Raw genomic sequence first — 24,647 nt, 5'->3', positions numbered from 1 at the left:
CTGGATCCGCTCCCAGGTGAAGCCCATGCGGTCGATCGCGCCGGGCCCGAAGTTCTCGACCATCACGTCGCTGCGGGCGATCAGGTCGGTCAGGATCTCCCGTCCGCGCGGGGTCTTGGTGTTGAGCGTGATGCTGCGCTTGTTCGCGTTGAGCATCGTGAAGTACAGGCTGTCCGCCCCCGGCACGTCCCGTAGCTGACGCCGGGTGATGTCACCGCCGGGCGCCTCCAGCTTCACCACGTCCGCCCCCAGCCACGCCAGCAACTGCGTCGCCGACGGACCCGACTGGACATGCGTCATGTCCAGTACCCGAACACCCTCCAAAGCCTTCGTCACAACCAGGGTTCCTTCCGGTCGGGGCCCGTGAGCAGGCAGATCGCAAGATTCCGTTCTGCAGTCTGTACATTGCATACAGCCGACGAATACTGTATGCAGACGTTTATCCCGCATCGACGACCCGGTGTCCAGAGGTCTGCACCGGATTATCGTTCGACCCCGAGTCAGGGCAGGTGCGTTTGACGATGGATCTGTTCGAGTACCAAGCACGGGAGCTCTTCGCGCGGCACGGAGTGCCCGTGCTCGACGCCCATGTGGTGGACGACCCCGCCGAGGTCCGGGCCGCGGCCGAACGCCTCGGCGGACAGGTCGTGGTGAAGGCCCAGGTGAAGACCGGCGGCCGTGGCAAGGCCGGCGGTGTGAAGCTCGCCTCCGACCCTGCGGACGCGGAGGACAAGGCCCGCGCCATCCTCGGCATGGACATCAAGGGCCACACGGTCGGCAAGGTCATGCTGACGCCGACCGCCGACATCCAGGACGAGTACTACGTCTCCTTCCTCCTCGACCGTGCCGAGCGCACCTTCCTCGCCATGGCGTCCGCCCAGGGCGGCATGGACATCGAGGAGGTCGCCGCCACCCGGCCGGAGGCCCTGGCCCGCGTCCCCGTCGACGTCACCGAGGGCGTGACCGAGGAGAAGGCCCGGCAGATCGCCGAAGCCGCCGGGCTCCCCGAGGAGACCGTGCCCGTACTGACCGCGCTGTGGGAGGTCTTCACCGCCGAGGACGCCCTCCTCGTCGAGGTCAACCCGCTGATCCGCACCACGGACGGCCGCGTCCTCGCCCTCGACGGCAAGGTGTCCCTCGACGCCAACGCCCGCTTCCGGCACCCCGCCCACGAGGCGTACGAGACCCCCGGCGAGGGCGACCCGCTGGAGGCCGCCGCCCGCGCCAAGGGCCTCAACTACGTCAAGCTCGACGGCACCGTCGGCGTCATCGGCAACGGCGCGGGACTCGTCATGAGCACCCTGGACGTGGTCGCCCACCACGGCGGGGCCCCCGCCAACTTCCTCGACATCGGCGGCGGCGCCTCCGCCCAGGTCATGGCCGACGGGCTCGGTGTCATCCTCTCCGACCCCGACGTCACCTCCGTCCTCGTCAACGTCTTCGGCGGCATCACCGCCTGCGACGCGGTCGCCGACGGCATCGTCCAGGCACTCGGCCTGGTCGAGCTCACCAAGCCCCTCGTCGTCCGCCTCGACGGCAACAACGCCAAGCGCGGCCGGGCCGTGCTCGACGAGGCCGCGGCGTCGCTGGGCCCCCTCGTACAGCGGCTGGACACCATGGACGGCGCGGCCGCGCGGGCCGCCGAGCCCGCAAGGAGCTGATCGCGATGGCCATCTTCCTCGACCGCAACAGCAAGGTGATCGTCCAGGGCATGACCGGCTCGGAGGGCATGAAGCACACCCGCCGCATGCTCGCCTCGGGGACGGACGTCGTCGGCGGCGTCAACCCGCCCGCGCAAGGCCGGCACGAGGGTCGACTTCGACGGGCGCACCGTCCCGGTCTTCGGCTCGGTCAAGGAGGCCGTCGGCATGACCGGCGCCGACGCCGGCGTCGTCTTCGTGCCGCCGCCCTTCGTGCGCGCCGCCGTCGACGAGGCCGTCGACGGCGGGCTCGGGCTCGTCGTCGTCATCACCGAGGGCGTCCCCGTCCACGACACGGTCGCCTTCCGGGCCCGCGCGGTCGCCTCCGGCACCCGCGTCATCGGGCCCAACTGCCCCGGCCTCATCAGCCCCGGACAGTCCAACGCGGGCATCATCCCGGCCGACATCACGACCTCCGGCCGGATCGGCCTGGTGTCCAAGTCCGGCACGCTGACCTACCAGTTGATGTACGAGCTGCGCGACCTCGGCTTCTCCACCGCGGTCGGGATCGGCGGCGACCCCGTCATCGGCACCACCCACATCGACTGCCTGCGCGCCTTCCAGGACGACCCGGAGACCGAGCTCATCGTCATGATCGGCGAGATCGGCGGCGACGCGGAGGAGCGCGCCGCCTCCTACATCTCCCGCCTGGTCACCAAGCCGGTCGTCGGCTACGTCGCCGGCTTCACCGCGCCCGAGGGCAAGACCATGGGCCACGCCGGAGCCATCGTCTCCGGCTCCTCCGGCACCGCCCAGGCCAAGAAGGAGGCCCTGGAGGCCGCCGGCGTCAAGGTCGGCAGCACCCCCTCGGAGACCGCACGTCTCGTCCGCGGACTGCTGCGGTGACCCCCGCAGGGGCCGCGGCCGTCGAGCAGTTGCTCATCCGCAGATACGACGTGGGCGCGGCACTCACACCGCTCGACCTGGAGCGCAAGGAGGCCCGCACCGGAGTCGCCATCGTCGCGTGCATGGACTCCCGGCTCGGCGTCGAGGCCATGTTCGGGCTGCGGGCGGGCGAGGCGGACGTCATCCGCAACGCGGGCGGCTGCGTCACCCCCGACACGATCCGCTCGCTGCGACTGAGCCAGCTTCGAGGCGGCACCCGCCGGATCGTGCTGGTGCACCACGAGGACTGCGCGGCACTCGGCGACCCCACCGAGGACCTGCGCGCGTGCATCGAACGCCTCCGCGAGACCACGGAACTGCCCCGCACCGAGCTGGTACGGGGATTCCTCTACACCCGGGGCGGTGCGCTGCGAGAGATCCGCCCCGAGCGAGCGGAGAACCCGTGACCCTCGCCCTCAAATCCGGGACGGCCTGGACCGACGCCTGGCAGCGGTGTCTTCGGGCCGCCCCGGAGGCGTTCCACGACGACCGCGTCCTCAACCTCTGGGCCGGGGCGTGGCGGCCCGACGGCCGGATCCTGCCGGCCATCAGCCCCGTCGACGGCACCCCCGTCGCCGGGGCGCCCCGGCTCGACGCGGACACCGCCCGGCGGGCCGCCCGCGCCGCCCTGGACCAGCACCGCGCCTGGCGGGTCATCCCCGTCCCCGAGCGCAGGGCGCGGGTCTCGGCCGCCCTGGACGCACTCAGCGAGCACCGCACGCTGCTCGCCCTCCTCCTGGTCTGGGAGATCGGCAAGCCCTGGCGGCTCGCCCAGGCCGACGTCGACCGGGCCATCGACGGCGTCCGCTGGTACGTCGGCGAGATCGACGACATGGTCGAGTGGCGCCGGCCGCTGCCCGGCCCGGTCGGCAACGTCGCCGGCTGGAACTACCCCATGAGCGTCCTGGTCCACGCCATGCTCGTACAGGCACTGGCCGGCAACGCCGTCGTCGCCAGGACCCCCGCCGACGGGGGCCTGGCCTGCCTCACCCTCGCCTGCGCGCTCATCGCCCGCGAGGACGTACCGGTGACCCTGGTCAGCGGCGGCGACGAGTTCTCCGCGGAGCTGGTGCGTGCCCCCGAGCTGGGCTGCGTCTCCTCCCTCGGCGGCCGGGACACGGGCGTCCGGGCCGCCACAGCCGTGGCCGACCCGGGCAGACGCCATGTCATGGGGCAGGAGGGGCTGAACGCCTGGGGCGTGTGGGACTACAGCGACTGGGAGTCCCTCGGCGGCCACATCCGCGGGACCTTCGAGTACGCCAAGCAGCGCTGCACCGCCTACCCGCGCTTCGTCGTGCGGCGCGAACTCCTCGCCGACTTCCTGTCCGCCTACCTGCCCGCAGTGCGGTCCGTACGGTTCGGCCACCCGCTGGCCGTCGACGACCCCGGGGACGACCTCCCCGAGCTCGACTTCGGGCCGCTGATCAACGCGGCCAAGGCCAAGGAACTCGGCGACCTCGTCTCCGAGGCCGTCGACCGCGGCGCGATACCCGTGCACCGCGGCAACCTGGCCGACGCCCGCCTCCTGCCCGGCCAGGACACCTCCGCCTACCTGGCGCCGGTCGCCCTCCTGAATCCGCCCCCCACCTCCCCGCTGCACCAGGCGGAGCCCTTCGGCCCGGTCGACACGATCGTCCTGGCCGACACCGAGGCGGAACTGCTGGCCGCCATGAACGCCGGCAACGGCGCCCTCGTCGCGACCCTCTCCACCGACGACGAGGACACCTACGCCCGCCTCGCCCCGGAGATCCGCGCCTTCAAGGTCGGCCACAACCGGCCCCGGTCCCGCGGCGACCGCGCCGAGTACTTCGGCGGCCTCGGGGCCTCCTGGCGCGGTGCCTTCGTCGGCGGCGACCTGCTGGTCCGCGCCGTCACCCAGGGCCCCGCGGACGAGCGCCCGCCGGGGAACTTCCCCGGCTACCACCTCTTGCCGCCCGAGGCGGCCTGAGCCCGCCGGTGCCGGGGCCGCGTGCGGCCCCGGCACCCCGTGCACCCAGCGGATACGCAGGTGAAACCCACCCCGAATCCTTGGTATCGTTGTGCCTGTCGCCGCGGGGCCAGCCCTGCGGATCACCTGTCCGGGTGGCGGAATGGCAGACGCGCTAGCTTGAGGTGCTAGTGCCCTTTATCGGGCGTGGGGGTTCAAGTCCCCCCTCGGACACTCGCTGTGGCGATGGGGCTCCGACCTGACGGTCGCGGCCCCTTCTGTCTCTTCGCAGGTGATCGCGGTCCGAGCGCACGGCCGATGCGCGAACCTCCGGATCATGCCGCAAGAGCCTGCCGGCCGGCCACCTCTCACGCGCCGGATGCACGTGCCCGAGAGAGGTGGGCCATGACGGCATCAGACTCGGCGGCAGCGCTCCCTGTGTGCTGCGCCGGATCGACGCCGAAGGCACGTACGAGCGCACCGTCGACTCGCCGACGACTGGTACGACGTACTGGCCGGCGTGTTCCATCTGAACCTGGCCGACGTCGCCGCCCCCCGAGCGTCTGGCGCTGTGGCAGCCCCCTCCGAATGACGGGGCGGCGGGACCGCCGTGCCCCAGGGGCCGGAGGTGTGGGTCCGGCCCCCGGGGCGCAGTCCCTCCGTCAGCCGGGCAGGATGTTGTGGTTCACCCGGAACATGTTGGCCGGGTCGTATGTCTTCTTCGCGGCGGTCAGTCGGCGGTAGCGCTCGGGGCCGTAGGCCTGGCTCAACCGGTCGGGGTCGGTGGCCTCCTCGACGGAGAGGAAGTTGACCATCCTGCGGCCGTCGGCCCAGGGCTCCATCGCCTTCATGACCTTTTCGAGTGCGCCGACGAGGAATCCGGCCTGGTCCGGGGAGCCCACGCCGAAGCCGAAGAGGACGAACGGAAGCCCCCGGGTGGACACGGCGTTGGGCACCGCGGGCTCACGGTCGAGCGCACCGCCGAGCATGCGGATCTCGACGCTGGCCAGCGGGGAGTCCGAACCGGGGCCGAGCAGTTCGATCAGCTTGTCGGCCGCCTCGGCGGGGAACGCGCGCAGCATCGTGGTGCGGTCGTAGTAGGGCATCGGTGTCGGAGGGTCCATGTGGATGGCTCCCATGGCGGTGTAGGGCATCTCGCCCACGGTGTCGACGAGCGCCGGGGCGGCCGCGCGCAGGGGTGCGATCAGCCGGTCGCCCTCGTCGGCCGGACCGAGGAAGGCGAAGCGCACGTGCACCACGAACGCCCCGCGCAGCGGCTCCGGCAACTCCGGCAGCGGGGGCAGTCGCTGCACGGCCAGTGAGGTGGACATCTCCTGCGGCATGTCCACCTGCCAGGTGCGCCAGGCGTGCAGGACATCGGCGAGGTGTTCGCCGGGGAAGTGGATGCCGCCGCCGTAGAAGCGGGTGAGCGGGAACAGGTCGAACTCCAGCGCGGTGACCACACCGAAGTTGCCCTTGCCGCCGAGCAGCGCCCACCACAGTTCGGGGTCGCTGTCGGCCGTGACGTGCCGCAACGCGCCGTCGGCGGTCACCACTTCCAGCGAGCGGACGTGGTCGGCCGCGTATCCCAGGCTCCGGCCGAGGACCGGGCTGAGTCCCCCGCCGAGGGTGTAGCCGGCCACGCCCACCAGCGGAGCAGAGCCGCTCACCGGGGCCAGGCCCACCTCGGCCGCCCGGTCGATCACCTCCTGCCAGACCACCCCGGCCTCGACCCGCACGCGTCGCCTGCCGGCGTCGACCGCGATGCCCTTCATGCGCCGGGTGGAGATCAGGACCCCGCCCCGGGCGGGGTCGACCTGCTGGTGTCCTGTGGTCTTGACCGTCACGGGCCGACCATCGCGGGCCGCGAAGGAGACCGCCGCCCGCACGTCGGCCGCGTCGACGGCGCCGACCGCGAGCGCCGGCTCCAAGGAGACGTTCAGGTTGTGGATCCGGCACTCGGCGTCGTAACCCTCATCGCCGGGCAGCAGAACGGGCCCGCTCACCAGCGATGCGAGTTCGGCCGCCTCCGCAGCCGACACAGGTGGGAACGGATCGTCGAAAGTCATGAGTCCCTCGTGAAATGTGCCGCGGGACGCCCCGACGGGCAGATGGCCGCCGAGTCGTCCCACGCGTGCGAGTCGATGCCGCATCGATGGCGGCAAGGCCGTCTCTCCGGGCAGGCTTGGGTCCTATAGATTGCCTATGTAATCTAACATCTCCGGAAGGTGCCCCGGTACCGGTCGGGCAGTGGTCGATCAGGCGCCGGCGCGCAGCGGCTGCAGGGCCCTCGACCAGCTGACGACCTGGTCGAGCATGGCCTCCGCGGTGGCCCGGTGGTGCGGGCCCGGCTTGAAGACGCTGTAGTTCTCGAAGTCGGCCAGGAGGGACAGCGCGACCTGCGCGCGCACCGTGGCGATCTGCAGCTCACTCGCGATGAGGCGCAGGTGTTCCACGGCGCGGATGCCACCGCCGGAGCCGTAGCCCACGAAGCCGGCGGCCTTGTTGTTCCACTCCGCGTACAGGTAGTCGAGGGCGTTCTTCAGGGCGCCGGTGGTGGAGTGGTTGTACTCCGGGGTGACGAACACGTAGCCGTCGAACTCGGCGATCCTCGACGCCCACGCCTTGGTGTGGTCGTTCTGGTACTGCCCGAGCGACGGGGGAAGCGCCTCGTCGAGGAGCGGCAGCGGGTGGTCGGCCAGGTCCACGAGCTCGAACTCCGCATCGGAGCGCTGCTTGGCGATGTCGAGTATCCAGTCCGCCACGGCGGCGCCGTTGCGCCCGGGGCGGGTGCTGCCGAGGATGATCGCGATCTTGGTCATGTCGTGCCTTTCGTGGGTGCGGCGCACGCGGGGCGCGGAGGCGGTGCCCCGCGCCGGAGCCGAACGTGCCCGGCCACCGGGGGAGGGAGCACGCGAGGTGGCTCCTCTTGGGGTATCCGCCCTGGTCGAGTGCCGCGGACTCGGTGCCGACGCCGTCGTCGGTGGCGACCGTAGGACGAGGGAACCGGGATGGCAACCAGGGCGAGATGCCCCATGTGACCCATCTGTGGGCCGCACGCCGGTCGCGTGAGGGGGAGGGCCGCGGGAGCCCGGCGGGGCGGGAACTTCGGTCGAGGCGCCTGTCGGCGGCTGCCGTTCCGCCGTCCCAGGGGGCCGCGCGGCGTCGGCGGCACGTCCCGCCGCCGAGGGGTCCGGCACTCCGGTGGCCGGCTCCTCGGCGCCGTGCACGGACCCGAATCCCTGCACGGGAAGGCAAGTCGGCCGACGGATCCGTGCACGGGGAGGCAAGAGACCGCGACCGGCGTGCCGCTTGGCGTGGGAGTGCCGGCGAGTCGCCCTCAGGGTCAGGCGGGTGCGGCCTCGCCGGGGAGCTCGCGGCTTCGGTGGCGCCACTCGCGGGGGCTCACGCCGTACGCGGCTTTGAAGACGCGGCTGAAATGGGGCGCGCCGGCGAACCCCCACCGGTGGGCGATCGCCTCGATCGTCATGAATTGGTGCACGGGCGAAGCCAGTTCCTTCCTGCACTCCTCGGGGCGCTGCGTCCTTATCCAGTCGCCGAGTGCGATGCCCGCCCGGGACAGGGTCAGGTAGAGCCGGCGTACGGAGACATGGTGTGTGGCGGCGATGCGTGCGGCGGTCAGGTCGGGTTCTGCCAGATGGAGGCGGACGTATTCCTCGACGCGCTGGAGAAGCGTGTCGTGCAAAGGCCCCCGGGCCAGGTCGTCGCGGCCGAGGCCCGTGGTGACCACGGCCCTGATCAGGTCGACGCTGGGCTGCGCGAACAGGGCGGCCTCGGTCTCGCCGAGAGCGGCCTGACTGCGGGCCGCCGGGCGAAGAACGCCACTGCGGCGCCCACGAGCGGGCGTTCCGAGCCGAGCCGTACGGCCGCGACCTGGCCGAGCAGGGAGGACCGCGGCCCCAGGATGTGTGTGGGAACGCGGACGACGACCGTGCGCACGGGGCTCCGAAAGAAGATCTCGTAGGGCCTCGCGTTCTCGATCACCGTGAGATCGCCCGCCCGGATCTCACCCTGGTTGCCTCCCTGGCTGAACCGGGGGACCCCCGATTCCTGCAGGGCGACGAGAACGTGCGGAAACATGTCCTCCTTCAGCGGGGCGCTCGCTCGCCGGAGTCCGGTCACATTCCAGTCGATTCCGGCGACTTCCACCGGACCCACCGCGTATGGGCGTAGAGTTGGATCCCCGGCGGCAGAAGGCGGACGGTCTGGTGAAGCGCTTCGAACGTCTGGAACAGATCCGGCGGCTGGACCCGTACAGGGACGCTTCGGAGATCTATCGGCTCGCGTCGGCATACGAGTTTCCGTGGGACTTCACCCGGTCCCTCGAGCTCGCCCTGTACCGAACGTACGCCGTGCCCAGCATCGGCCGGCTGCTCGCCGAGACGGCCGAGCTCACCGACCGGACACAGAAGCGGTACGACGACACGTCCCTGCTCCTCGACGCCGTCATCGAACACGGCTTCGACAGCGAACAGGGCCGCACAGCGATCCGCCGCATCAACCAGATGCACCGCAGCTACGACATCAGCAACGACGACATGCGGTACGTGCTCTGCACGTTCGTCGTGACGCCCAAACGGTGGATCGACGCCTACGGCTGGCGCAGGCTGTCGCGCCACGAAACCATGGCCAGCGCCGTCCACTACCGCACGCTGGGTCGGCACATGGGCATCAAGGGCATCCCCGAGACCTACGAGGAGTTCGAGCACTGCCTCGACACCTACGAGGCGGCCCACTTCGCCTGGGACAAGGACGCGCGGCGGGTCTCCGACGCCACGCTCGCCCTGATGACCTCCTGGTATCCGCGCCCGCTGCGCCCCCTACTGCGCACCGCGACGCTCACCCTGCTCGACGAACCGCTGCTACGGGCCTTCCGCTACACCCCGCCGAGCGCCGCCACGCGCGCGTTCGTCCGCCGCGCGGTACGGCTGCGCGGACGCGCCGTCCGTCTGATGCCGCCACGGCGCGCCCCGCACTATGCGCGGCAGAACTGGGAGATCAAGGGCTACCCGAACGGCTACCGGCTGGACGAACTGGGCACCCGCCCGATCCCCGGCATGCGTGGCTGTCCCATCCGGCACGGGGAGCGGTCGGACGCCGACTGAGCTGTCAGCCCTCCGCTCGGGCGGCCGCCCCTGGGCGTTGCGGAACGTACCGGCCGCGTCTCCTGTTGCAGTCACGAGCTCGGCGATCCGCTCGTGCGAGAACACGCAGGGTTGCCGGTGCGCAGTTGGGACTGCGGTGGCGGCGGCTGCATCGGCACGCACGAGTTGCGCTTTGTGCATCCGGTCGATGGCGGCTGCCTTCCGGCATGGAGCGAACCGCAGGGAGCCCCACGCGTCGAGCTCGGGCACGACATCGCGCTCGCGGACGCGGTGGTCGCGGGGGTGGTCGACCTTGTTGGCCAGGGCGTATTCCAGGGGCGGCCCCGTCTCACCAACCATTGGAGGTCGTTTCCTCCCTGTGTTCCATCCCGCGGACAGCGTCTCGTTCCGAGGGATGGGGTCTCGCCGGTCGGGGTGGCTCCACCAGTGAGGCGCCGGGTCATCAGGTCGGTCATGGCAAGGTGGACGACGGCCTCGGATCGGCCGGGGAGGCTTCGCCGTCAGGTCCGTCGGCGGTGGAACATCGGCCTGCCCGGCGTGCGCTCAACCGTCCACCGCCGGGGCAGCGGATCCGGCTGGCGTTGGACGGTTTCCAGGTCGATGCCGAGGCCGGCTGCGTGTCCGAACGAGATCGCTGGACGCCGGCGTACGGTCTGGTGTCCACCCCCCCCGGGAAGAGCTCCCTACTTGACGCCGCCGGCGGTCAGTCCGGCGATGATGCGCCGCTGGAAGACGAGTACGGCGATGACAAGTGGGACCGTGACGAGGACACCGGCCGCCATCTGCGTGCCGTACGGCTGGTCGAAGCGGTAGGCGCCGGTGAAGCGCGAGATGGCGACGGTCGCCGTCTGCATCGACTTCTGGTTGACCATGGACAGAGCGATGATGAATTCGTTCCAGGCCGCGATGAAGGTGATGATCGCCGTGGTGAAGATGCCCGGAGCGGCGATGGGAATGATGACCTTCCGGAATGCCTGCCCCCGAGTACAGCCGTCCACCATGGCGGCTTGCTCGAGTTCCGCCGGCAGCTGGCGGAAGAACGCGGTGAGCGTCCACACGGCCAGCGGAAGGGCGAAGGACATGCTGGGGATGACCATGGCCTGGTAGGTGTTGATCCATCCGATGTCCGAGAAGAGCCTCAGCAACGGGATGATGAGCGAGATTCCGGGGAACATGGACGTGGCGATGATGACCGCCGCGACAAGGCCCTTGAAGCGAAATTCCAGACGGGCCAGCGCGTAGGCCGCAACGGTGCCGACCAGCAGCGTGAGCGCGGTGGTCACGCCGGCCACGATGAGGCTGTTGAGCAGCGAGCGCTGGAAGCCGACGTCCGGCCTGAAGACCGCGGCGAAGTTGGCGCCGGACCACGGCTGGGGCAGCAGCGAGAGCTGGAACTGGTCGGTCGGGCGCCGGAAGCTCGACACGACCATCCAGTAGAACGGCGCGAGACAGTAGATGACGATGGCGGCGATACCCAGCGGCCGCAGCAGGGCCGTCGGGCGAAGCCGCCGGGCCGGGGTCGGCGCGTGGTGGTCGGCGGCGGTCATGCGGTGGTGGCCTTTCGTGCCGGGGCGGGCGTCCGGGTTGTGCGGGCGGTGCGCCGGCGGGCTCTGGCCTCTCCGATGAGGTCCGTGCCGAGCAGCTTCACGAAGGCGTACGCCACGATGACGACGTAGGCGAACAGGAGGGTCGCGTAGGCTGCCGCCGGGCCGTAGCGCAGGTTGCTGGCCTCGTAGTACGCGAGCATCGCCAGCGTCTCCACCTCGTGCTTCCGGCCGCCGATCAGGACGAAGGGCAGGTCGAACATGCGCAGCGCGTCCAGGATGCGGAACAGGACGGCGATCAGCAGGGTGGGTTTGACCAGGGGCAGTGTGATGCTGCGGAACTGGCGCCAGGGACCGGCGCCGTCGACCCGGGCCGCCTCATAGAGCTCACGGGGTATCAACTGCAGGCCCGCGAGAACCAGGAGGCCGATGAACGGCGCGGTCTTCCACGTGTCGGCGACGATCACCGCCAGCTTCGCCTGCCACCCGTCCGCGGTCCACAGGATCTGCCGGCCGAGCAGGGCGTTGGCCACGCCGTTGACGTCGAAGACCCACCGCCACAGCAGCGCGGAGACGGCCGTAGGGATGGCCCACGGCACCAGAATGGCCGCGCGCACGACGGCGCGCCCGCGCAGGGCGTGGTTCATGACCATGGCCATCGCGATGCCGATGAGCACCTCGATCGACACGGTGGTGACGGTGAAGAACGTGGTGTTCCAGAAGGCATTCCAGAACACCGAGGCGTTGGCCCCTGAGAACGCGTCCGTGTAGTTGCGCAGACCCGCGAATCGTTCCCCCTCCACCACGAAGCCGTCGGCGTCGAGGCCCTGGCCCTCCTGGAAGAGGGAGGCCCTTATGGCGGCCACCAGCGGATAGGCGATGACCAGGCCGAGGACGAGGAGGGTGGGAGAGAGCAGGGCGGCCGCGAGGCGGCCGTCACCTCGGCCCTTGCGGAGCCTTGGGACAGGAGGCGCGGTGGCTGTCGGGTTGGTGGTGGTCACGAGGTGTCCTTCTTCGGGGGAACGCCGAGCGCCCCGGCCGGGCACGGAGCGCGCAGGTCGCAGCGCGCCCGGCCGGGGACGACTCACTCTGCGGTGATCTTCTCCAACTGCTGCTGCAGGTCGGCGAGCGCGGTGTCGGGGCTCGCCTTTCCGGAGACCACCGGATAGATGGCGTTCTGGATGGCCGCGGTGACATCGCCGTAGCGCACGGCCTTCGGCCGGGGCCGGGCACTCTCGATCGACTCGCCGAGCGTCGCGAGGTAGGGGAACTTCTTCTGAAGGTCGGCCTGGCCGTACAGGTTCGCCCGGGTCGGCGCGACCGCTGCCTTCAGCAGGTTGGAGCGCTGGGCTCCCTCACCGGTCAGGAACGTGATGAAGTCCCGCGCGGACGCCTTGTGCGGGGCGAACGTGGACACGGCCAGGTTCAGGCCTCCCAGGGTGGAGGAGCCCGGGCCGTTCATTCCCGGCAGCGGAGCGACGTCGAACTTGCCCGCCACCTTCGAGGAGCCGTCGGTCTCGTTGGCGAGGTTCCACACATACGGCCACTGGCGCAGGAAGACCAGCTTGCCCGCCTGGAAGGCCTCGCGGCCGTTCTCCTCCTGGTAGGTCAGCGCCTCCTTGGGGATGGTGCCGTCCTTGAAGCTGTCCACGAGCCACTTCAGGCCGGCCTTCGCCTCGGGCGTGTCGACGGTCGGCTTGCCGTTGTCGTCGAACAGTTCCCCGCCGGCGGACTGGACGGCTTCGGAGAAGTTGACGGTCAGGCCCTCGTACTTGTCGAACTGGCCCGCGTAGCAGCTCATCTTGGAGGCCTCGGGCAGCTGCAGGACCTTCTTGCAGACGGCCGCCATCTCGGCCCAGGTGGTCGGCGCCTCGACCTTGACCTTCTTCAGCAGGTCGGTGCGGTAGAAGAGCATCCCGCCGTTGGACTGGTACGGGGCCGCGTACACCTTGCCCCGGTACTTCGCGGTGTCGACGGCGGACGGCAGCAGGCCGTCCAGCGGGAAGTCCTCGGCCGGCAGTTGGTCGATCCAGCGATTGGCGGCGAATTCGGCGGTCCAGGTCACGTCGAGGCCGAGCACCGAGTACGCGTCCGACTTCACCTGGGCGTTCTGCACCATCTGCTGACGCTGCGCGTCCGCTGAGGTGGGCAGTTCGGTGATGGTGGCCTTTTCCCTGGGGTGCGCGGAGTTCCACTCGTCGAGCAGGTTCTGCAGATTGCCGGAGGTGTCCTTGCCGGTGGCCAGGGTTATGGGACCACGATCACCGGAGCCCTGGTCTCCCGCGTTCTTGTCCGTCCCGTTGCTGCTGCACGCACTTGCGGCGAGCGTGGCGGCCGCGGCAACAGCGGCCGCCTGCAGAATTCTTCGACTGGTCATTCCCTTGCTCCTCGTTGAGCAGCGCCGGTCGGCGCGGATTCGAATGGTGCGGCAGCGAAAAATCACATCGGATCGTGAGCGTGCACACTGCGCCGACGTTCTGTTGTCCGGCGCATTTCCCGTCAGCCCTCGGCGGTTTCAGGACCTGAGGCGCCCGCTGTGTCCGGGTCGAGTGTCTGTCCGGTGGGTCGGCACCGGGAGCGCCTGAGCGTTCCCCGCCTGCGGAGGCGGGGAGCCCGGAGAGGGCGCCGCGCCCCGGCTCTCCAGGTACCCGATGACCGCCACCGCCCCGGCGGCCGCCCAGGCCTGGGGACGGCAGGCCGAGGGATAGGCGGGCAGAGGCCCGCTGTCGGCCGTCGAGACCCCTCCGTACAGCTCCGGCAGTCGGTACTCGAAGCGTTCCGCGGCCTCGACCACTCCGTTCGCCAGTGAGCGGGCCACCTCGTGGTGGCCCTCGGCGGCCAGCCCGAGCACGGCGATGGCTGTGTCGTGCGGCCAGACGCTGCCGCAGTGGTAGCTCATCGGGTTGAAGGCAGCGCTGGTGGAGGAGAGGGTCCGCAGTCCGAATCCGCAGTCCATGTCCGGCGCGGACAGTCTGCGGGCGACCAAAGCCGCCTCGTCGGGTGAAAGCAGCCCGGTGCCGAGCAGATGGGCCATATTGGAGGAGGCGCCGTCCACCGGCCGCTTGGCTCCGTCCAACGCGATCGCCGGATAGGGCCCGACGTCGTCGCAGACCCAGTACGCCTCGCGGAAACGCTCACGCAACCGGGCCGCCCAGTCCCGCAACGGCTCCGCTCCGCCGGCACCGAAACTCTCCAGCAGGTCAGCGCCCTGCACGGCGGCGGCATGCGCGTACCCCTGGACCTCGCACAGTGCCAGCGGTGCCTCCGCGAGCCGTCTGTCGGACCAGCGCACCCCGTCGTGGGAGTCCTTCCAGCCCTGGTTCGCCAGGCTTCCCGGGACGGTGGCCCGGTACTCGAGGAACCCGTCCCCGTCGGCGTCACCCGCTTCGGTGATCCACCGCAGGGCCTTCCGCAGGTGCGGCAGCAGCTCGGCGACCTCGGCCTCGGGCAGGCCCGCCCGCCAGGCGTCGTGCAGCAGGCGCACCCACAGCGCCGTGGCGTCGACCGTGCCGTAGTACAGCGGGGGCAGCGTGAGGCTGCCCAGTCGCAGCGGCTCCGGGCGCGCCTCGTGCAGGATCTTGCCCGGCTGCTCCTCCGCCTCGGGCAGGTCCCGCCGGCCCTGCCTGCGGGCCAGGGTGCGCAGCGTGCCCCCGGAAACCGCGGTGCCCAGGGGCAGCAGCATCCGGGCGGACCAGAGCGAATCGCGTCCGAAGAGGGTGAAGTACCAAGGACTCCCGGCGGCGAGGAAGCGGTCCCGCGGATCGAGAGGGTCGCACAGCAGCATGGCCCGCAGGTCCTCGAGGCTGCTGTGCAGCAGGCGCGCCCGGCGGTGGTCGACCGGCGCCTGCGCGGGCGCGGTCCATGGCGGAGGCAGCGAGTCGAGGGGCGCGCCGAAGCCGGTCCGCGGCGCGGGCCCGGAAGTACTCGCCGGGTCGGCGTCGGGCGACGCGCACACGCGAAGGGAGAGCGACCAGGAGCCTTCGGGCGGCAGTTCGGCCTCGAAGTACAGGACGGCCGCACCGTCCTCCCTCCGGCATTCGGCCGGCGCCGGGTCCGCGGTCAGGACGACCCCCGTGCCGTCGCGGTCCCAGCGAACCTCGCCGCCGGCGCTGACCGGGGGGACAGGGCGGATGCGCTCGCCCGACCGGACCTCGTGCACGGGAGCCAGATCCGACTCGGCGCGCACCCGCACCCGCACCCGCAGGGGGGCGTCGGCGAAGGTGCGCAGCCTCAGGTGCTCCTCAAGGGCGCTGTGCGTCAGCACCCGGCGGCGCTCCAGCATCAGGTCCGTGTCGGTCGCAGCTCCGCGGACCGGCTGCACGACGGCGGTGAACCGGGCCTCGGACGACCGGGTCAGTGACCGGCCCACCGGCCGGACCTCGGCATCGACGATCTCGACCTCCAGCCGGGAGAGCATCCGGCGGTCGTCGTCGTAGTAGCCGTCCGCGCCGCCCGTCCGCAGTTGGCCGTCCGACCCGCACAGCGCGGCGGCGGGGGCCCGCAGCACGGTCACGAGGTCGTGCAGCGCAGGTGGGTGAGGGATTGTCACCCTGCCTCCTTCGGTCAAGCGGGTCACCGGTGGGGCCGCGCAGCGCAACCGCCGAATTCATGGGCTGGTGCCGTCACCCGGTGCGTCGACCGTGAATGCGGAAGACAGCAGCGGTGGACACGCGGCCGATCGGCGGTCGCTGACGTGCAGTGATCCGGGCGCCGAGCCCGAACCGTCGTCGGCGACCCGAAAGTTGAACGATCAAAACTGCGACGCGCAGGACTATGCCATGTGGTGGACCACCTGACTAGGGGGAGTTTCCCCAACGTTTCCGTGGTGTTCCGTGTGGAGGAACGCAGGTGCTCCCGCCGACGGTCAACTTCCGTCCCGCAGAAACTACGCGGAAGTAGCGGGCGGATAGCCGCGAGCGTCAGGAGCTCTCACGGACGATCAACTCCGGTTCGAACAGCACGTACTCGGAAGCGGCGGGTGGGCTCCCCGCCAGGAGGGCGGTCAGCAGCCTGATCACCGCACGTCCGACCTCGGTCAACGGCTGCCGCAGCGTGGTCAGCGAGGGCTGGACCAGCGCGGCGGCAGGGGAGTCGTCGAAGCCGACCACTGCCACGTCCCGCCCGACGGCCAGCCCCTGGTCCCGGACTGCCGTGTAACACCCCAGTGCCAGGGTGTCACTGGCCGCCACCACCGCCGTGGGGCGGGGCCAGGCGCGCAGCAGTTCAGCGGCAGCGGCGGCGCCGTCGGCGATCGTGTCGGGCGAGCGGGCGGAGTTGCGGGCGACCAGTTCGTGCCGGTCCATCGCCAGGCGCCATCCGAGCAGGCGGTCCTGTCCCGGCCCGCTGCCTTCCTCCATCCCGAGGAACGCGATCTCCCGGTGACCTCTGGCGACGAGGTGGTCCACAGCCGCGCCGATGCCGGCTGCGCCGTCCACATCAACCCACAGCTGCCCGGGCGGGGCATGGGACGCCCGGCCGAAGCCCACGAAGGGCGCGTTCCGTGAGGCGAGCCATTCCGGTCGGGGATCGCCGGGGTCGAGACGGGACAGTATGAAGGCGTCGACGCTGGACGTGCGCAGCATCTCGTCGTACGTCGCCAGCTCGTCCTGGAAATCCTGCGCGGCGCAGATCACCACGCGGTAGCCGTTCTCCTGGGCCGCCGCCGCGAGCGCGTGCAGGAATCGGTCGAGGATCACATTCGATGTGCCACCCCGCCCTACCTCGACGCAGTAGCCGATCTGCCGCGACGCCTGGGTCCTGAGCGACCTCGCCGCCCGGTTGGGCTCATAGCCGGTCTCCTTGATCACCCGGAGCACGCGGTCCAGCGTCTCCGGGCGCAAGCGATCCGGTGTGTTCAGGGCGTTGGAGACCGTTTGGCGGGATACCCCCGCGATACGTGCCACATCGTTGACGGTGGGAGCCGGCGAGACGGAGCGCTTACGCATAGGAGCACCAGTCTACCGGCGAGGACGGAGACAGCCATCGCCTGTTCACCGACCGCGACGGCCACCGAACGAACCGGTGCGGGCCGCATTCTGGACCCTGCGGCCCCGCTCCCTGGACTGCGGACGAGGCGGGCTGCTTTCCCGGCCGTCCGTCACCTGGTGCCGGTACACGGCGGGGCGCGGCAGGCGCGCAGCCCGGTCGAGACTGCCGTCAGTCCCGTCCGGGCCGGGGCGTACCCGCCACGCGTTCGGGGACCGGGCTACTTCGCGATCAGCAGGAGGGCGGCCCGGCCGTGCAGGCGGTAGACAGTGCCGGCGCCGCCGACGAGGGCTTCGGAACCGGGGGAGCCCACCTGATCGGGTCCTTCGGCCCAGGTCGAGGTGTCGGTGACGCGGTACCACTGCTTGCCGGAGCCGGGTGAGGGGAGGGTGAAGTCGACGTCACCGGACCAGCCGTTGTAGCCGACGTAGACGGCGCTGCTGGGGTCGCCGAGTTCGGTGCCGTCGAGGCCAAGGCCAAGGCGTGGTTGTTCGGGCTGGACCAGTAGGCGCCGTCGGGCGCGCTGCCGGCGGGGTGAACCAGTTCAGCTGGCCCAGGCCGTTGCCGTTGTTGTCGGCGGCGCTGTAGAAGGCGGCCGGACGCAGGGCCGGGTGCGCCTTGCGGAAGGTGATGAGCCGCTGGGCGTAGGTGCGGAAGGTGCTCTGGTCCGCGGTCGGGCTGCGGCGGAGCCAGTTGGTGGCGGAGTCCAGGTTGTACGGATTGTTGTTGCAGCGGGTCGAGCGCAGGGTCTCGTCGCCGCCGGTCATCATGGGCGTGCCGGCGGACAGCATCAGCAAGGCGAAGCCGTTGCGGGCGGCCTTGCGCTGGTCGGCGGGGTTACCGCCGTCGGAGGGGCCGTACGGCCAGGGCTGCGTGTTGTTCTTGGTGTTGCACGTGTACAGGTCGGCGAGGGTGAAGCCGTCGTGGGCGACCATGAAGTTGACCGAGTTGAAGGGTGCGCGGCCGTCGTCCTGTTACAGGTCGGAGGATCCGGCGAGGCGGGTGGCGAACTGGCCGGGAGTGACGTCCTCGATGCCCATGGCGTTCTGGTCGCGGCGCAGGGTGTCGCGGAAGGTGTCGTTCCACTCGGACCAGCCAGCCGGGAAGTTGCCCACCTGATAGCTGCCGTCGCCGAGCGCCCAGGGCTCGGCGATCCAGTCGGTGCCGGTTCCGCCGGCCGCGGGTGGGCGCGCATCGCCGCGGTGATCCGGTTGAGGGCGGTGCCGGGGTCGTTCCTGCTGTAGCGGAAGCAGCCGGTTCGGCAGGTGTTGCCGAGGACGGGCGCGAGGTCGAAGCGGAAGCCGTCGACGCCGAGCGTGTCCTTCCCGTAGGCGAGAGAGTCGAGGATGAGCTGCTGGGCCACGGGGCTGTAGGTGTTGTAATTGCCGCCGACTCCAGTGTTGTCCACCGGGCCCTGCAGGTCCGCGGTCAGCTCGTAGTACTCAGGATTGTCCAGGCCGCGGAAGGACAGGACGCTGTAGGTGTTCTTGGCCCCGGGGTTCCAGGGGCCGCCCTCGCCGGTGTGGTTGTAGACGACATCGGTGAAGACCTTGATCCCGGCGTCGTGATAGGCCTTCACCATGTCCTGGAACTCACGGGTCGGGCCGCCGGGACTCCGGTCGGAGGCATACCGGCGGTCCGGCGCGAAGTAGTCCAGGGTCGAGTAGCCCGAGTAGTTGTCGCCCGTCGCGCTCGTCGGGTCGGCGTCGTCGGCGTCATTCTGGGTCTCCTGGACGGGGAGGAACTCCACCGCGGTGACGCCGAGTCCGGCCAGTTCCGCCGCCTTGCGGGCGGCACCCTTGTACGTGCCGCGTTCGGCGGCCGGGACGGAGGGGTCGTTCGCGGTCATGCCGCGCACGTGGACCTCGTAGACGATGTCGTCCTTCAGCGCGCGGGTGGGCTTGCTGCCGGTGGCGGCGGCCGAGTCCGGGAGCACGATGCCCTTCGGAGCCGCCAGTCCGCTGTCCAGGGTGCGGTACGACGGGCCGGAGGCGTAGACCGTGTCGCTGTTCTGCGAGGCGGTGCGCGGGTCGTGGCTGAGCTCGCGGGCGTACGGGTCGATGAGGAGCTTGTTGGGGTTGAAGCGATTGCCGGCGGCGTCGACGTCACCGACGAACCCGGCCGAGGACCCCTTGGTCCAGGAGGCGTTGTACGGCCAGTTCGGTCCCCACGCGCGGTAGCCGTAGTAGACGGTCCCCGTGATTCCGTACTGGCTCTGCAACGTCGCGGCGGGGACCGTCACGGACCAGACGCGGGTGGCGGGGTCCACCGTCAGCGGCAGACCGGCTTGCTCCTGTGCCCCCGAAGGGCTCTTGTAGAGGTAGACCTCGATCCGTGTCGCCCGTGCCGAGTAGACGCGGAAGCCGATGGCCGACCCGGTCGCGTCGTAATGGGCTCCAAGGCCCTGGAGGGCGGCCGCCGCAGCCGGGGCAGGGTGCGCGGGCCCTGCCAGGGCGGCGGTGAGGACCACGGCCAGAGCGGTCAGCCCCGCTCGTACTCTGTGGCGCGCGTGGGAAAACAGACGCACAGCGGCTCCTTCACGTCGGTACAGGAAGAGCCGCACGCGCCAGCAGCCGTTTCGTTCCTGCCATCCCCGCAGGAACCTGGAGAAAGCTAACCGCGGTGCGTGCCGACGTAGAGGCTGCGCGCACAGGAAAGACGGAGAGTTCTGCTGTGCGGCGCTGGTTGGGCGTGTTGTCGGTGAGCTCGGGTGAGACGGGCACGGCCCTGTCCCTTGCGGCGGCCGGGGTGAAGGTGCGGCCGTAGAAGCCTCGGGACGGGGCCGGTGCCCTGCCGTCGGTCAGGTACCGCATCGGTGGCTCGGGTGCGGGAGCGGCTGCTTGCCCGCGGGTGGGCGAGTACGGCGGCCATGCGGGTTCGGCCCCGTCCGGGCAGGTGGTGCACCCGGCGAGGTGGTCGGCGTAGGTCCAGGGTCATGCGGGTGTAGCCCTGTTCGGCGAGCAGGTGACTGCCGCGGCGAGGTTCGCAGCCTCCTTCCCCGGGCAGCGGGGCCGTCCCGCAGGGCCGCGGCAGCCTCCGTCTCCTGTTTACAATACCGAACCACCCGGTTTAGAATTGCCCTGTCGGGCGGACTCCGTCGCGACGTCCGTCCCTCGGAAAGGGTCCACCTCCATGCGTTACACGGTTCTCGGCACCGGCGTCGTCGGGCGGACGATGGCCGCCAAGCTTGCCTCTCTCGGCTACGAGGTCGTCGTCGGCACGCGCGACCCTGAGGCCACACTCACCCGCGTCGAGCCCGACGCCTACGGCAACCCGCCGTTCTCCCAGTGGCGCGCGGCCAACTCGCAGGTGGGCCTGGAGGCCTTCGCCGACGCGGCCGCCTGGGGAGAGGTGATGGTCAACACCACCTCCGGTGCCGCGACCCTGCAGGCGCTCGAGGCCGCGGGTGCCGCGAACCTGGCGGGCAAGGTGCTCATCGACATCGCCAACCCGCTGGACTTCTCCCAGGGCATGCCGCCGTCTCTGAACCCGGTGAACACCGACAGCCTCGGTGAACAGGTCCAGCGGGCCTTCCCCGAGGTGAAGGTCGTCAAGACGCTGAACACCATGAACTGCCAGGTCATGGTTGAGCCGTCCCGTGTCGTGGGCGAGCACAGCGTCTTCGTCTCCGGCGACGACACCGACGCCAAGAAGGCCGTCACCGAACTGCTCGTCTCCTTCGGCTGGGCCGAGGCGAGTGTCATCGACCTCGGTGACATCACCACCGCCCGCGGCACCGAGATGCTCCTGCCGATCTGGCTGCGGCTGTGGGGCGCGCTGGGCCATGCCGACTTCAACTTCCACATTGCCGGAGCCCGCACCGGCGCCTGACTCGGACCGGCCGGGCCGGGAATGCCTTCGAGCCTTCCTCGGCCCCGAGGCCGCGGCACTGCCTGTCTCGACCGCCGCCGAAGAGCCGACCGGGCGCCCGGCGCGCACCTACCGCCAGTGGATCCGGAGCAATGCTGGCATGTTCTGATCACCGCCCTGTCTCAGGGCAGCACGGGTATCGGCGCCGAACCACTCGGTGCGGATACCCGCCTATCCTGTCGGGATGGGTGACACTCAGACCAAGAGCGCCGGGCGGCCGCGGTCGGCCGAGAAGGACGCGGCCATTCTCCAAGCGGCCCTGGAGTTGCTGGCCTCGCACGGCTACACACGGATGAGTCTGAGCCAGGTCGCCGCTGCCGCGCAGGTCAGCAAGTCCACCATCCACCTGCGCTGGAAGACCAAGGCGGACCTCCTGACCGCGGCGCTGGCGGCCCTGCGGATGGCCGACGCCCCGCCGCCGAGCGGTGACACGCGGGCCGACTTGACAGCGATCCTCAAGGATTTCGCCGCGACCGTGGACCGCGTCCGCGGCATGGCACTGATCGGCACCTGTCTCGCCGAAGAGGCCCACACCCCCGAACTCCTCGCCCTCCTGCGCGAGCGCACCGTAATGCCCCGGCGCGCCCTGCTGCGCCAGGTCCTCGAGCAGGCGTGCGACCGCGGCGAGATCCGCCCCGGCGCCGACCTGGAAGCGGCCGTCTCCGGACTCCTCGGCCCCTTCTATGCCGACTACATGGCCGGCCGTGGCGGCCGTATGGGCTGGGCCGAAGACGCCGTGGACCTCGTCCTGACCGGCCTGCGCCCAATGGGTCACTGAACACCGGGGCGTGACGAGGCCTGCCGCCTGACGTGTTTCGAGACCCCTGTTCATCAGGGGTCTTCTGCTTTTTGGGTCAAGGGCCGCCGGCCAGGGCCCCCGCACCGGGAGATGGTGGCGTCGATGAGGTCGGGCAGCGTGATCGTGGACCTGGCCGCCGCCAACGGCGGCAACGTGCGAGGGCACGGTCAGGGACCGGGCGGTGGTCACGGACAACGGTGTGACGATCATCGGCTACACCGACCTGCCCGGCCGGCTGCCCGCGCCGTTCCAGCGATGGACGAGATCAACGACGACTTCGGCGACACCGCCGTCGTCCTCGTCATCGGCGCCAACGACACCGTCAACCCAGCGGCCGCCGAGGACCCGGGACGTCGGGAACGTCATCGTCTTCAAACGCTCCATGGCCTCCGGTTACGCCGGAGTCCAGAACCCCCTCTTCTACCGCGACAACTCCGCGATGCTCTTCGGCGACGCCAAGGGCCGCGTCGAGGACATCCTCCGCGTCCTGTGACCCGCTGTCGGTGGGGTCCGCTACGTTCGGGTCATGTCGATCACCGCACAACTGCGCGACTCGGTGGAGCTGCCGGGTGGGGGCGCACTCGTCAACGGCTTCGCGTTCGAGAGCCGCGGGGGCGGTGCGTGCCGCGCCCTGCTCGGCAATGGGTGCGAGCTGGAGGTCCACGACCTGGGCGAGGTGTTCTCGGGCGAGAGCGTGCCGACCGCCGTCTTCCCCCTTCCCTGGCCCGGGTGGGACCGCGGCGTCCACTCGGTGAGTCCCGACGGCACGTTCGCGGTGTTCTCGGGCCAGCGTGCGGTACGGGCGGTGGGCAGGGGCGGCGAGACGCTGTGGGAGTACCGGCACGCCTGCTGGGGGCCCGTGATCGGCCACCCGCACACGGGGGACGAGCAGGAGGTGTGCCCCGGTCACGAGCACGGTTCCTGCCGGGTCTCGGACGACGGCCGGCTCGTCTGGGCGCATATCGTGGCCGAGTCGGCGGAAGGCGAATGTGAGGAGCGCTGGGTCGTCCTGGACGCCCGGGACGGACGGGAGCTGGACCGGCTGCCGCTGAGCAGCGAGGCGTCCGGTTCGCACCAGTTGTCCCACCCGGACGGTGTCCACATGGGCCTGTGCATCGGCATGGGCCAGGACGGCGTCCTGCTGCACTGGGCGCGCCGGGACGGCGGCGAGCTGACCGGCTGGGACCTGAACGAGAGCTTGGACCGCATCCTGATGGACGTCAATGCGGGGCACCCGGGCTTCCTGACCGTCGAGCACAGCGGATGGGACCTGCAACTGCACGCCCTGGACGGCACCGTGCTTGCCGAGGTCTCGCCCGATCCGGCCGGTGACGGGGACCCGCCCCGCTGGGATTACGGCTGCGGCTTCGTAGACGCCGACACGGTCATCGCCTCGACGATCGACTCCGCCGAGGAGCCCGAACAGGCCCGCCACTGGCTGCTCGACGCCCGCACCCTGGAGATACGAGGGGCCGTCGCGTATCCCACGGGCCCCGTCGACAGCTATGTGCGTCCGCTCGGCGACGGGACCTGGCTCACCTATGACGACAAGAGCGGGACGCTGAACCGCTGGGCCGCAACGGCACTTTGAGCGCGTCCAGGACGCGCGGTGCGGGAGTGCTCCCGTCAGTCCTTCCGGACCGTCTTGAGGTTGCAGAACTCCCTGATGCCCTCCGTGGCGAGCTCGCGGCCGATGCCCGAGTCCTTCACGCCGCCGAACGGCAGTTCGGGGTAGGAGACGCTCATGCCGTTGACGATCCTCGTCGGGGTCGGTGGTCCATACCGACGAGCTGAGGCCGAAGGTGGTGTCGTTGGCGAGCGCGGCGGCCTGTTCGATGTCGTCGACCCGGTGGACCACGGCCAGCGGACCGAAGGCCTCCTCCCGGTACACCCGCACCGCGGAGGTGACCTCCTCCAGCACCGTCGGCTCGAAGAACCACCCCTCGGTACCGACTGCGGACCCCGCCGCACCGCAGGACGGCGCCCTGCGAGACGGCGTCGTCGACCAGTTCGGCGAGTTCGCGCCGACCGGACTCCGTGGCGATCGGCCCGATGTCGGTGTCCTCGTCGAGCGGGTCGCCGACGGTCAGCGCCTTCGTGCCCGCGACGAAGGCCTCGACGAACTCGTCGTACACCTCGGTGTGGACAATGAACCGCTCGGCCGCGATGCACGACTGGCCGTTGTTCATCGTGCGCGCGGTCACGGCGGTCCGGACCGCCGCGCGGACGTCGGCGGAGGGCAGCACGATGCACGGGTCGGACCCGCCCAGCTCCAGGACAGCCTTCTTCACTTCCGAGCCAGCGACCGCCGCGATCGACCGCCCGGCCGGCTCGGATCCGGTGTGACCGTGGGTCATCCATAGGTGTCGCGGGGGAAAGCTTTGCCCTCGTTCTCTGGACATCCACCGCGTCTGCCGCAACCATGGTTACTCCATACGGTATGCAATCTGCAGTATGGAATCTCGACGTACCACTCCTGACCCGGCGTTGGATGTGAGGTGGCCGTTGTGACGAAGGCTTTGGAGGGTGTTCGGGTGCTGGACATGACGCATGTCCAGTCGGGTCCGTCGGCGACGCAGTTGCTGGCGTGGCTGGGGGCGGACGTGGTGAAGCTGGAGGCGCCCGGCGGTGACATCACCCGGCGTCAGCTACGGGACGTGCCGGGGGCGGACAGCCTGTACTTCACGATGCTCAACGCGAACAAGCGCAGCATCACGCTCAACACCAAGACCCCGCGCGGACGGGAGATCCTGACCGACCTGATCGCCCGCAGCGACGTGATGGTCGAGAACTTCGGGCCCGGCGCGATCG

At 70.5% G+C, this 24,647-nt stretch carries 20 protein-coding genes, 1 tRNA gene and 4 pseudogenes; 12 read left to right on the top strand and 13 right to left on the bottom strand.

Features of this window, described 5'->3' with window-relative positions; all coding sequences use genetic code 11:
- Positions 1-336, bottom strand: a 336-nt coding sequence (locus B085_RS0135285; RefSeq protein WP_267881108.1) for a CoA transferase, incomplete at its 3' end; no start/stop codon positions are given.
- A gap of 185 nt (positions 337-521) precedes the next feature.
- Between B085_RS0135285 and sucC the strand changes: the two genes are divergently transcribed.
- From sucC to B085_RS0135260, 5 genes and pseudogenes are all read left to right on the top strand, one after another.
- Positions 522-1,661: an ADP-forming succinate--CoA ligase subunit beta gene (gene sucC, locus B085_RS0135280; RefSeq protein ID WP_018563313.1), complete on the top strand. Its 1,140-nt coding sequence runs from the start codon at positions 522-524 to the stop codon at positions 1,659-1,661.
- 5 nt (positions 1,662-1,666) lie between these two features.
- Positions 1,667-2,546 (top strand): annotated as a pseudogene (sucD, locus tag B085_RS44830) (succinate--CoA ligase subunit alpha).
- Positions 2,543-2,992, top strand: a complete 450-nt coding sequence (locus B085_RS0135270; protein ID WP_018563311.1) for a carbonic anhydrase — start codon at positions 2,543-2,545, stop codon at positions 2,990-2,992. Before sucD ends, B085_RS0135270 begins: the two are co-directional and overlap by 4 nt.
- Positions 2,989-4,533, top strand: coding sequence for an aldehyde dehydrogenase family protein (locus tag B085_RS0135265; RefSeq protein ID WP_018563310.1), 1,545 nt, complete (start codon positions 2,989-2,991; stop codon positions 4,531-4,533). The genes B085_RS0135270 and B085_RS0135265 overlap by 4 nt, the downstream gene beginning before the upstream one ends.
- 128 nt (positions 4,534-4,661) lie before the next feature.
- Positions 4,662-4,746 (top strand) — tRNA-Leu (locus B085_RS0135260).
- A 428-nt stretch (positions 4,747-5,174) separates the two neighbouring features.
- Here B085_RS0135260 and B085_RS0135255 read toward each other — a convergent pair.
- The 4 genes from B085_RS0135255 to B085_RS51230 form a co-directional block, all read right to left on the bottom strand.
- Positions 5,175-6,581, bottom strand: a complete 1,407-nt coding sequence (locus B085_RS0135255) for an FAD-binding oxidoreductase (protein ID WP_051102245.1) — start codon at positions 6,579-6,581, stop codon at positions 5,175-5,177.
- Between the two features lie 189 nt (positions 6,582-6,770).
- A complete protein-coding gene (locus tag B085_RS0135250; protein ID WP_018563308.1) occupies positions 6,771-7,334 on the bottom strand; it encodes an NADPH-dependent FMN reductase in 564 nt (187 codons plus the stop codon).
- A gap of 524 nt (positions 7,335-7,858) precedes the next feature.
- Positions 7,859-8,263 (bottom strand): helix-turn-helix domain-containing protein, encoded by a 405-nt coding sequence (locus B085_RS51235; RefSeq protein ID WP_018563307.1) that lies wholly within the window; start codon positions 8,261-8,263, stop codon positions 7,859-7,861.
- An 8-nt stretch (positions 8,264-8,271) separates the two neighbouring features.
- A complete protein-coding gene (locus B085_RS51230; protein WP_420706638.1) occupies positions 8,272-8,655 on the bottom strand; it encodes a hypothetical protein in 384 nt (127 codons plus the stop codon).
- A 41-nt stretch (positions 8,656-8,696) separates the two neighbouring features.
- Between B085_RS51230 and B085_RS0135240 the strand changes: the two genes are divergently transcribed.
- The gene (locus B085_RS0135240) at positions 8,697-9,638 is read left to right on the top strand and encodes an oxygenase MpaB family protein (protein ID WP_018563306.1); all 942 of its coding nucleotides are present in this window, start codon (positions 8,697-8,699) and stop codon (positions 9,636-9,638) included.
- Positions 9,639-10,321: 683 nt separating this feature from the next.
- Here the strand turns inward: B085_RS0135240 and B085_RS0135235 are convergent.
- The 7 genes from B085_RS0135235 to B085_RS44815 form a co-directional block, all read right to left on the bottom strand.
- Entirely contained in the window at positions 10,322-11,185 is an 864-nt protein-coding gene (locus B085_RS0135235; protein WP_018563305.1) for a carbohydrate ABC transporter permease, read from the bottom strand.
- Positions 11,182-12,183, bottom strand: a complete 1,002-nt coding sequence (locus tag B085_RS0135230; protein WP_018563304.1) for a carbohydrate ABC transporter permease — start codon at positions 12,181-12,183, stop codon at positions 11,182-11,184. The genes B085_RS0135235 and B085_RS0135230 overlap by 4 nt, the downstream gene beginning before the upstream one ends.
- An 83-nt stretch (positions 12,184-12,266) precedes the next feature.
- Positions 12,267-13,559 (bottom strand): ABC transporter substrate-binding protein, encoded by a 1,293-nt coding sequence (locus tag B085_RS0135225; RefSeq protein WP_018563303.1) that lies wholly within the window; start codon positions 13,557-13,559, stop codon positions 12,267-12,269.
- 138 nt (positions 13,560-13,697) lie between these two features.
- On the bottom strand, positions 13,698-15,731 hold the full coding sequence (locus B085_RS44820; protein ID WP_158689886.1) for a glycogen debranching N-terminal domain-containing protein: 2,034 nt from the start codon (positions 15,729-15,731) through the stop codon (positions 13,698-13,700).
- A 370-nt stretch (positions 15,732-16,101) separates the two neighbouring features.
- A complete protein-coding gene (locus B085_RS0135215; RefSeq protein WP_026251770.1) occupies positions 16,102-17,127 on the bottom strand; it encodes a LacI family DNA-binding transcriptional regulator in 1,026 nt (341 codons plus the stop codon).
- A gap of 260 nt (positions 17,128-17,387) precedes the next feature.
- Positions 17,388-17,672, bottom strand: a complete 285-nt coding sequence (locus B085_RS51760; RefSeq protein WP_324603895.1) for a hypothetical protein — start codon at positions 17,670-17,672, stop codon at positions 17,388-17,390.
- A gap of 285 nt (positions 17,673-17,957) precedes the next feature.
- The gene (locus tag B085_RS44815; RefSeq protein ID WP_199789270.1) at positions 17,958-19,637 is read right to left on the bottom strand and encodes an alpha-amylase family glycosyl hydrolase; all 1,680 of its coding nucleotides are present in this window, start codon (positions 19,635-19,637) and stop codon (positions 17,958-17,960) included.
- A gap of 662 nt (positions 19,638-20,299) precedes the next feature.
- Here B085_RS44815 and B085_RS0135185 point away from each other — a divergent pair.
- From B085_RS0135185 to B085_RS0135165, 5 genes and pseudogenes are all read left to right on the top strand, one after another.
- Positions 20,300-20,998, top strand: coding sequence for an NADPH-dependent F420 reductase (locus B085_RS0135185; RefSeq protein ID WP_018563297.1), 699 nt, complete (start codon positions 20,300-20,302; stop codon positions 20,996-20,998).
- Positions 20,999-21,221: 223 nt separating this feature from the next.
- Entirely contained in the window at positions 21,222-21,815 is a 594-nt protein-coding gene (locus tag B085_RS0135180; RefSeq protein WP_018563296.1) for a TetR/AcrR family transcriptional regulator, read from the top strand.
- A 108-nt stretch (positions 21,816-21,923) separates the two neighbouring features.
- Positions 21,924-22,080 (top strand): annotated as a pseudogene (locus B085_RS50265) (NAD(P)(+) transhydrogenase (Re/Si-specific) subunit alpha); the annotation flags it as partial.
- 11 nt (positions 22,081-22,091) lie between these two features.
- Positions 22,092-22,329, top strand: a pseudogene (locus B085_RS47755) (NAD(P)(+) transhydrogenase (Re/Si-specific) subunit beta); the annotation flags it as partial.
- 33 nt (positions 22,330-22,362) lie between these two features.
- Positions 22,363-23,427: a hypothetical protein gene (locus B085_RS0135165; RefSeq protein ID WP_018563293.1), complete on the top strand. Its 1,065-nt coding sequence runs from the start codon at positions 22,363-22,365 to the stop codon at positions 23,425-23,427.
- Positions 23,428-23,462: 35 nt separating this feature from the next.
- Here the strand turns inward: B085_RS0135165 and B085_RS47750 are convergent.
- Positions 23,463-24,178, bottom strand: a pseudogene (locus B085_RS47750) (aldehyde dehydrogenase family protein); the annotation flags it as partial.
- 201 nt (positions 24,179-24,379) lie between these two features.
- On the opposite strand from B085_RS47750, the gene B085_RS44805 reads away from it, so the two are divergent.
- The coding region (locus B085_RS44805; protein ID WP_202470631.1) for a CoA transferase at positions 24,380-24,647 on the top strand (268 nt) is incomplete at its 3' end.

Origin of the sequence: Streptomyces sp. BoleA5 (assembly GCF_000373665.1) — a bacterium.
Lineage (GTDB): Bacteria > Actinomycetota > Actinomycetes > Streptomycetales > Streptomycetaceae > Actinacidiphila.
This window is presented reverse-complemented; position numbering and strand designations above follow the sequence as displayed.

Bases quoted from the DNA above. Each gene is read 5' to 3' on its own strand.
- B085_RS0135180 (WP_018563296.1), top strand. From the start codon at position 21,222: ATGGGTGACACTCAGACCAAGAGCGCCGGGCGGCCGCGGTCGGCCGAG.
- B085_RS0135165 (WP_018563293.1), top strand. From the start codon at position 22,363: ATGTCGATCACCGCACAACTGCGCGACTCGGTGGAGCTGCCGGGTGGG.
- B085_RS0135240 (WP_018563306.1), top strand. From the start codon at position 8,697: ATGGGCGTAGAGTTGGATCCCCGGCGGCAGAAGGCGGACGGTCTGGTG.
- B085_RS0135255 (WP_051102245.1), bottom strand. From the start codon at position 6,581: ATGACTTTCGACGATCCGTTCCCACCTGTGTCGGCTGCGGAGGCGGCC.
- B085_RS0135185 (WP_018563297.1), top strand. From the start codon at position 20,300: ATGCGTTACACGGTTCTCGGCACCGGCGTCGTCGGGCGGACGATGGCC.
- B085_RS0135215 (WP_026251770.1), bottom strand. From the start codon at position 17,127: ATGCGTAAGCGCTCCGTCTCGCCGGCTCCCACCGTCAACGATGTGGCA.
- sucC (WP_018563313.1), top strand. From the start codon at position 522: ATGGATCTGTTCGAGTACCAAGCACGGGAGCTCTTCGCGCGGCACGGA.
- B085_RS0135235 (WP_018563305.1), bottom strand. From the start codon at position 11,185: ATGACCGCCGCCGACCACCACGCGCCGACCCCGGCCCGGCGGCTTCGC.
- B085_RS0135250 (WP_018563308.1), bottom strand. From the start codon at position 7,334: ATGACCAAGATCGCGATCATCCTCGGCAGCACCCGCCCCGGGCGCAAC.
- B085_RS0135225 (WP_018563303.1), bottom strand. From the start codon at position 13,559: ATGACCAGTCGAAGAATTCTGCAGGCGGCCGCTGTTGCCGCGGCCGCC.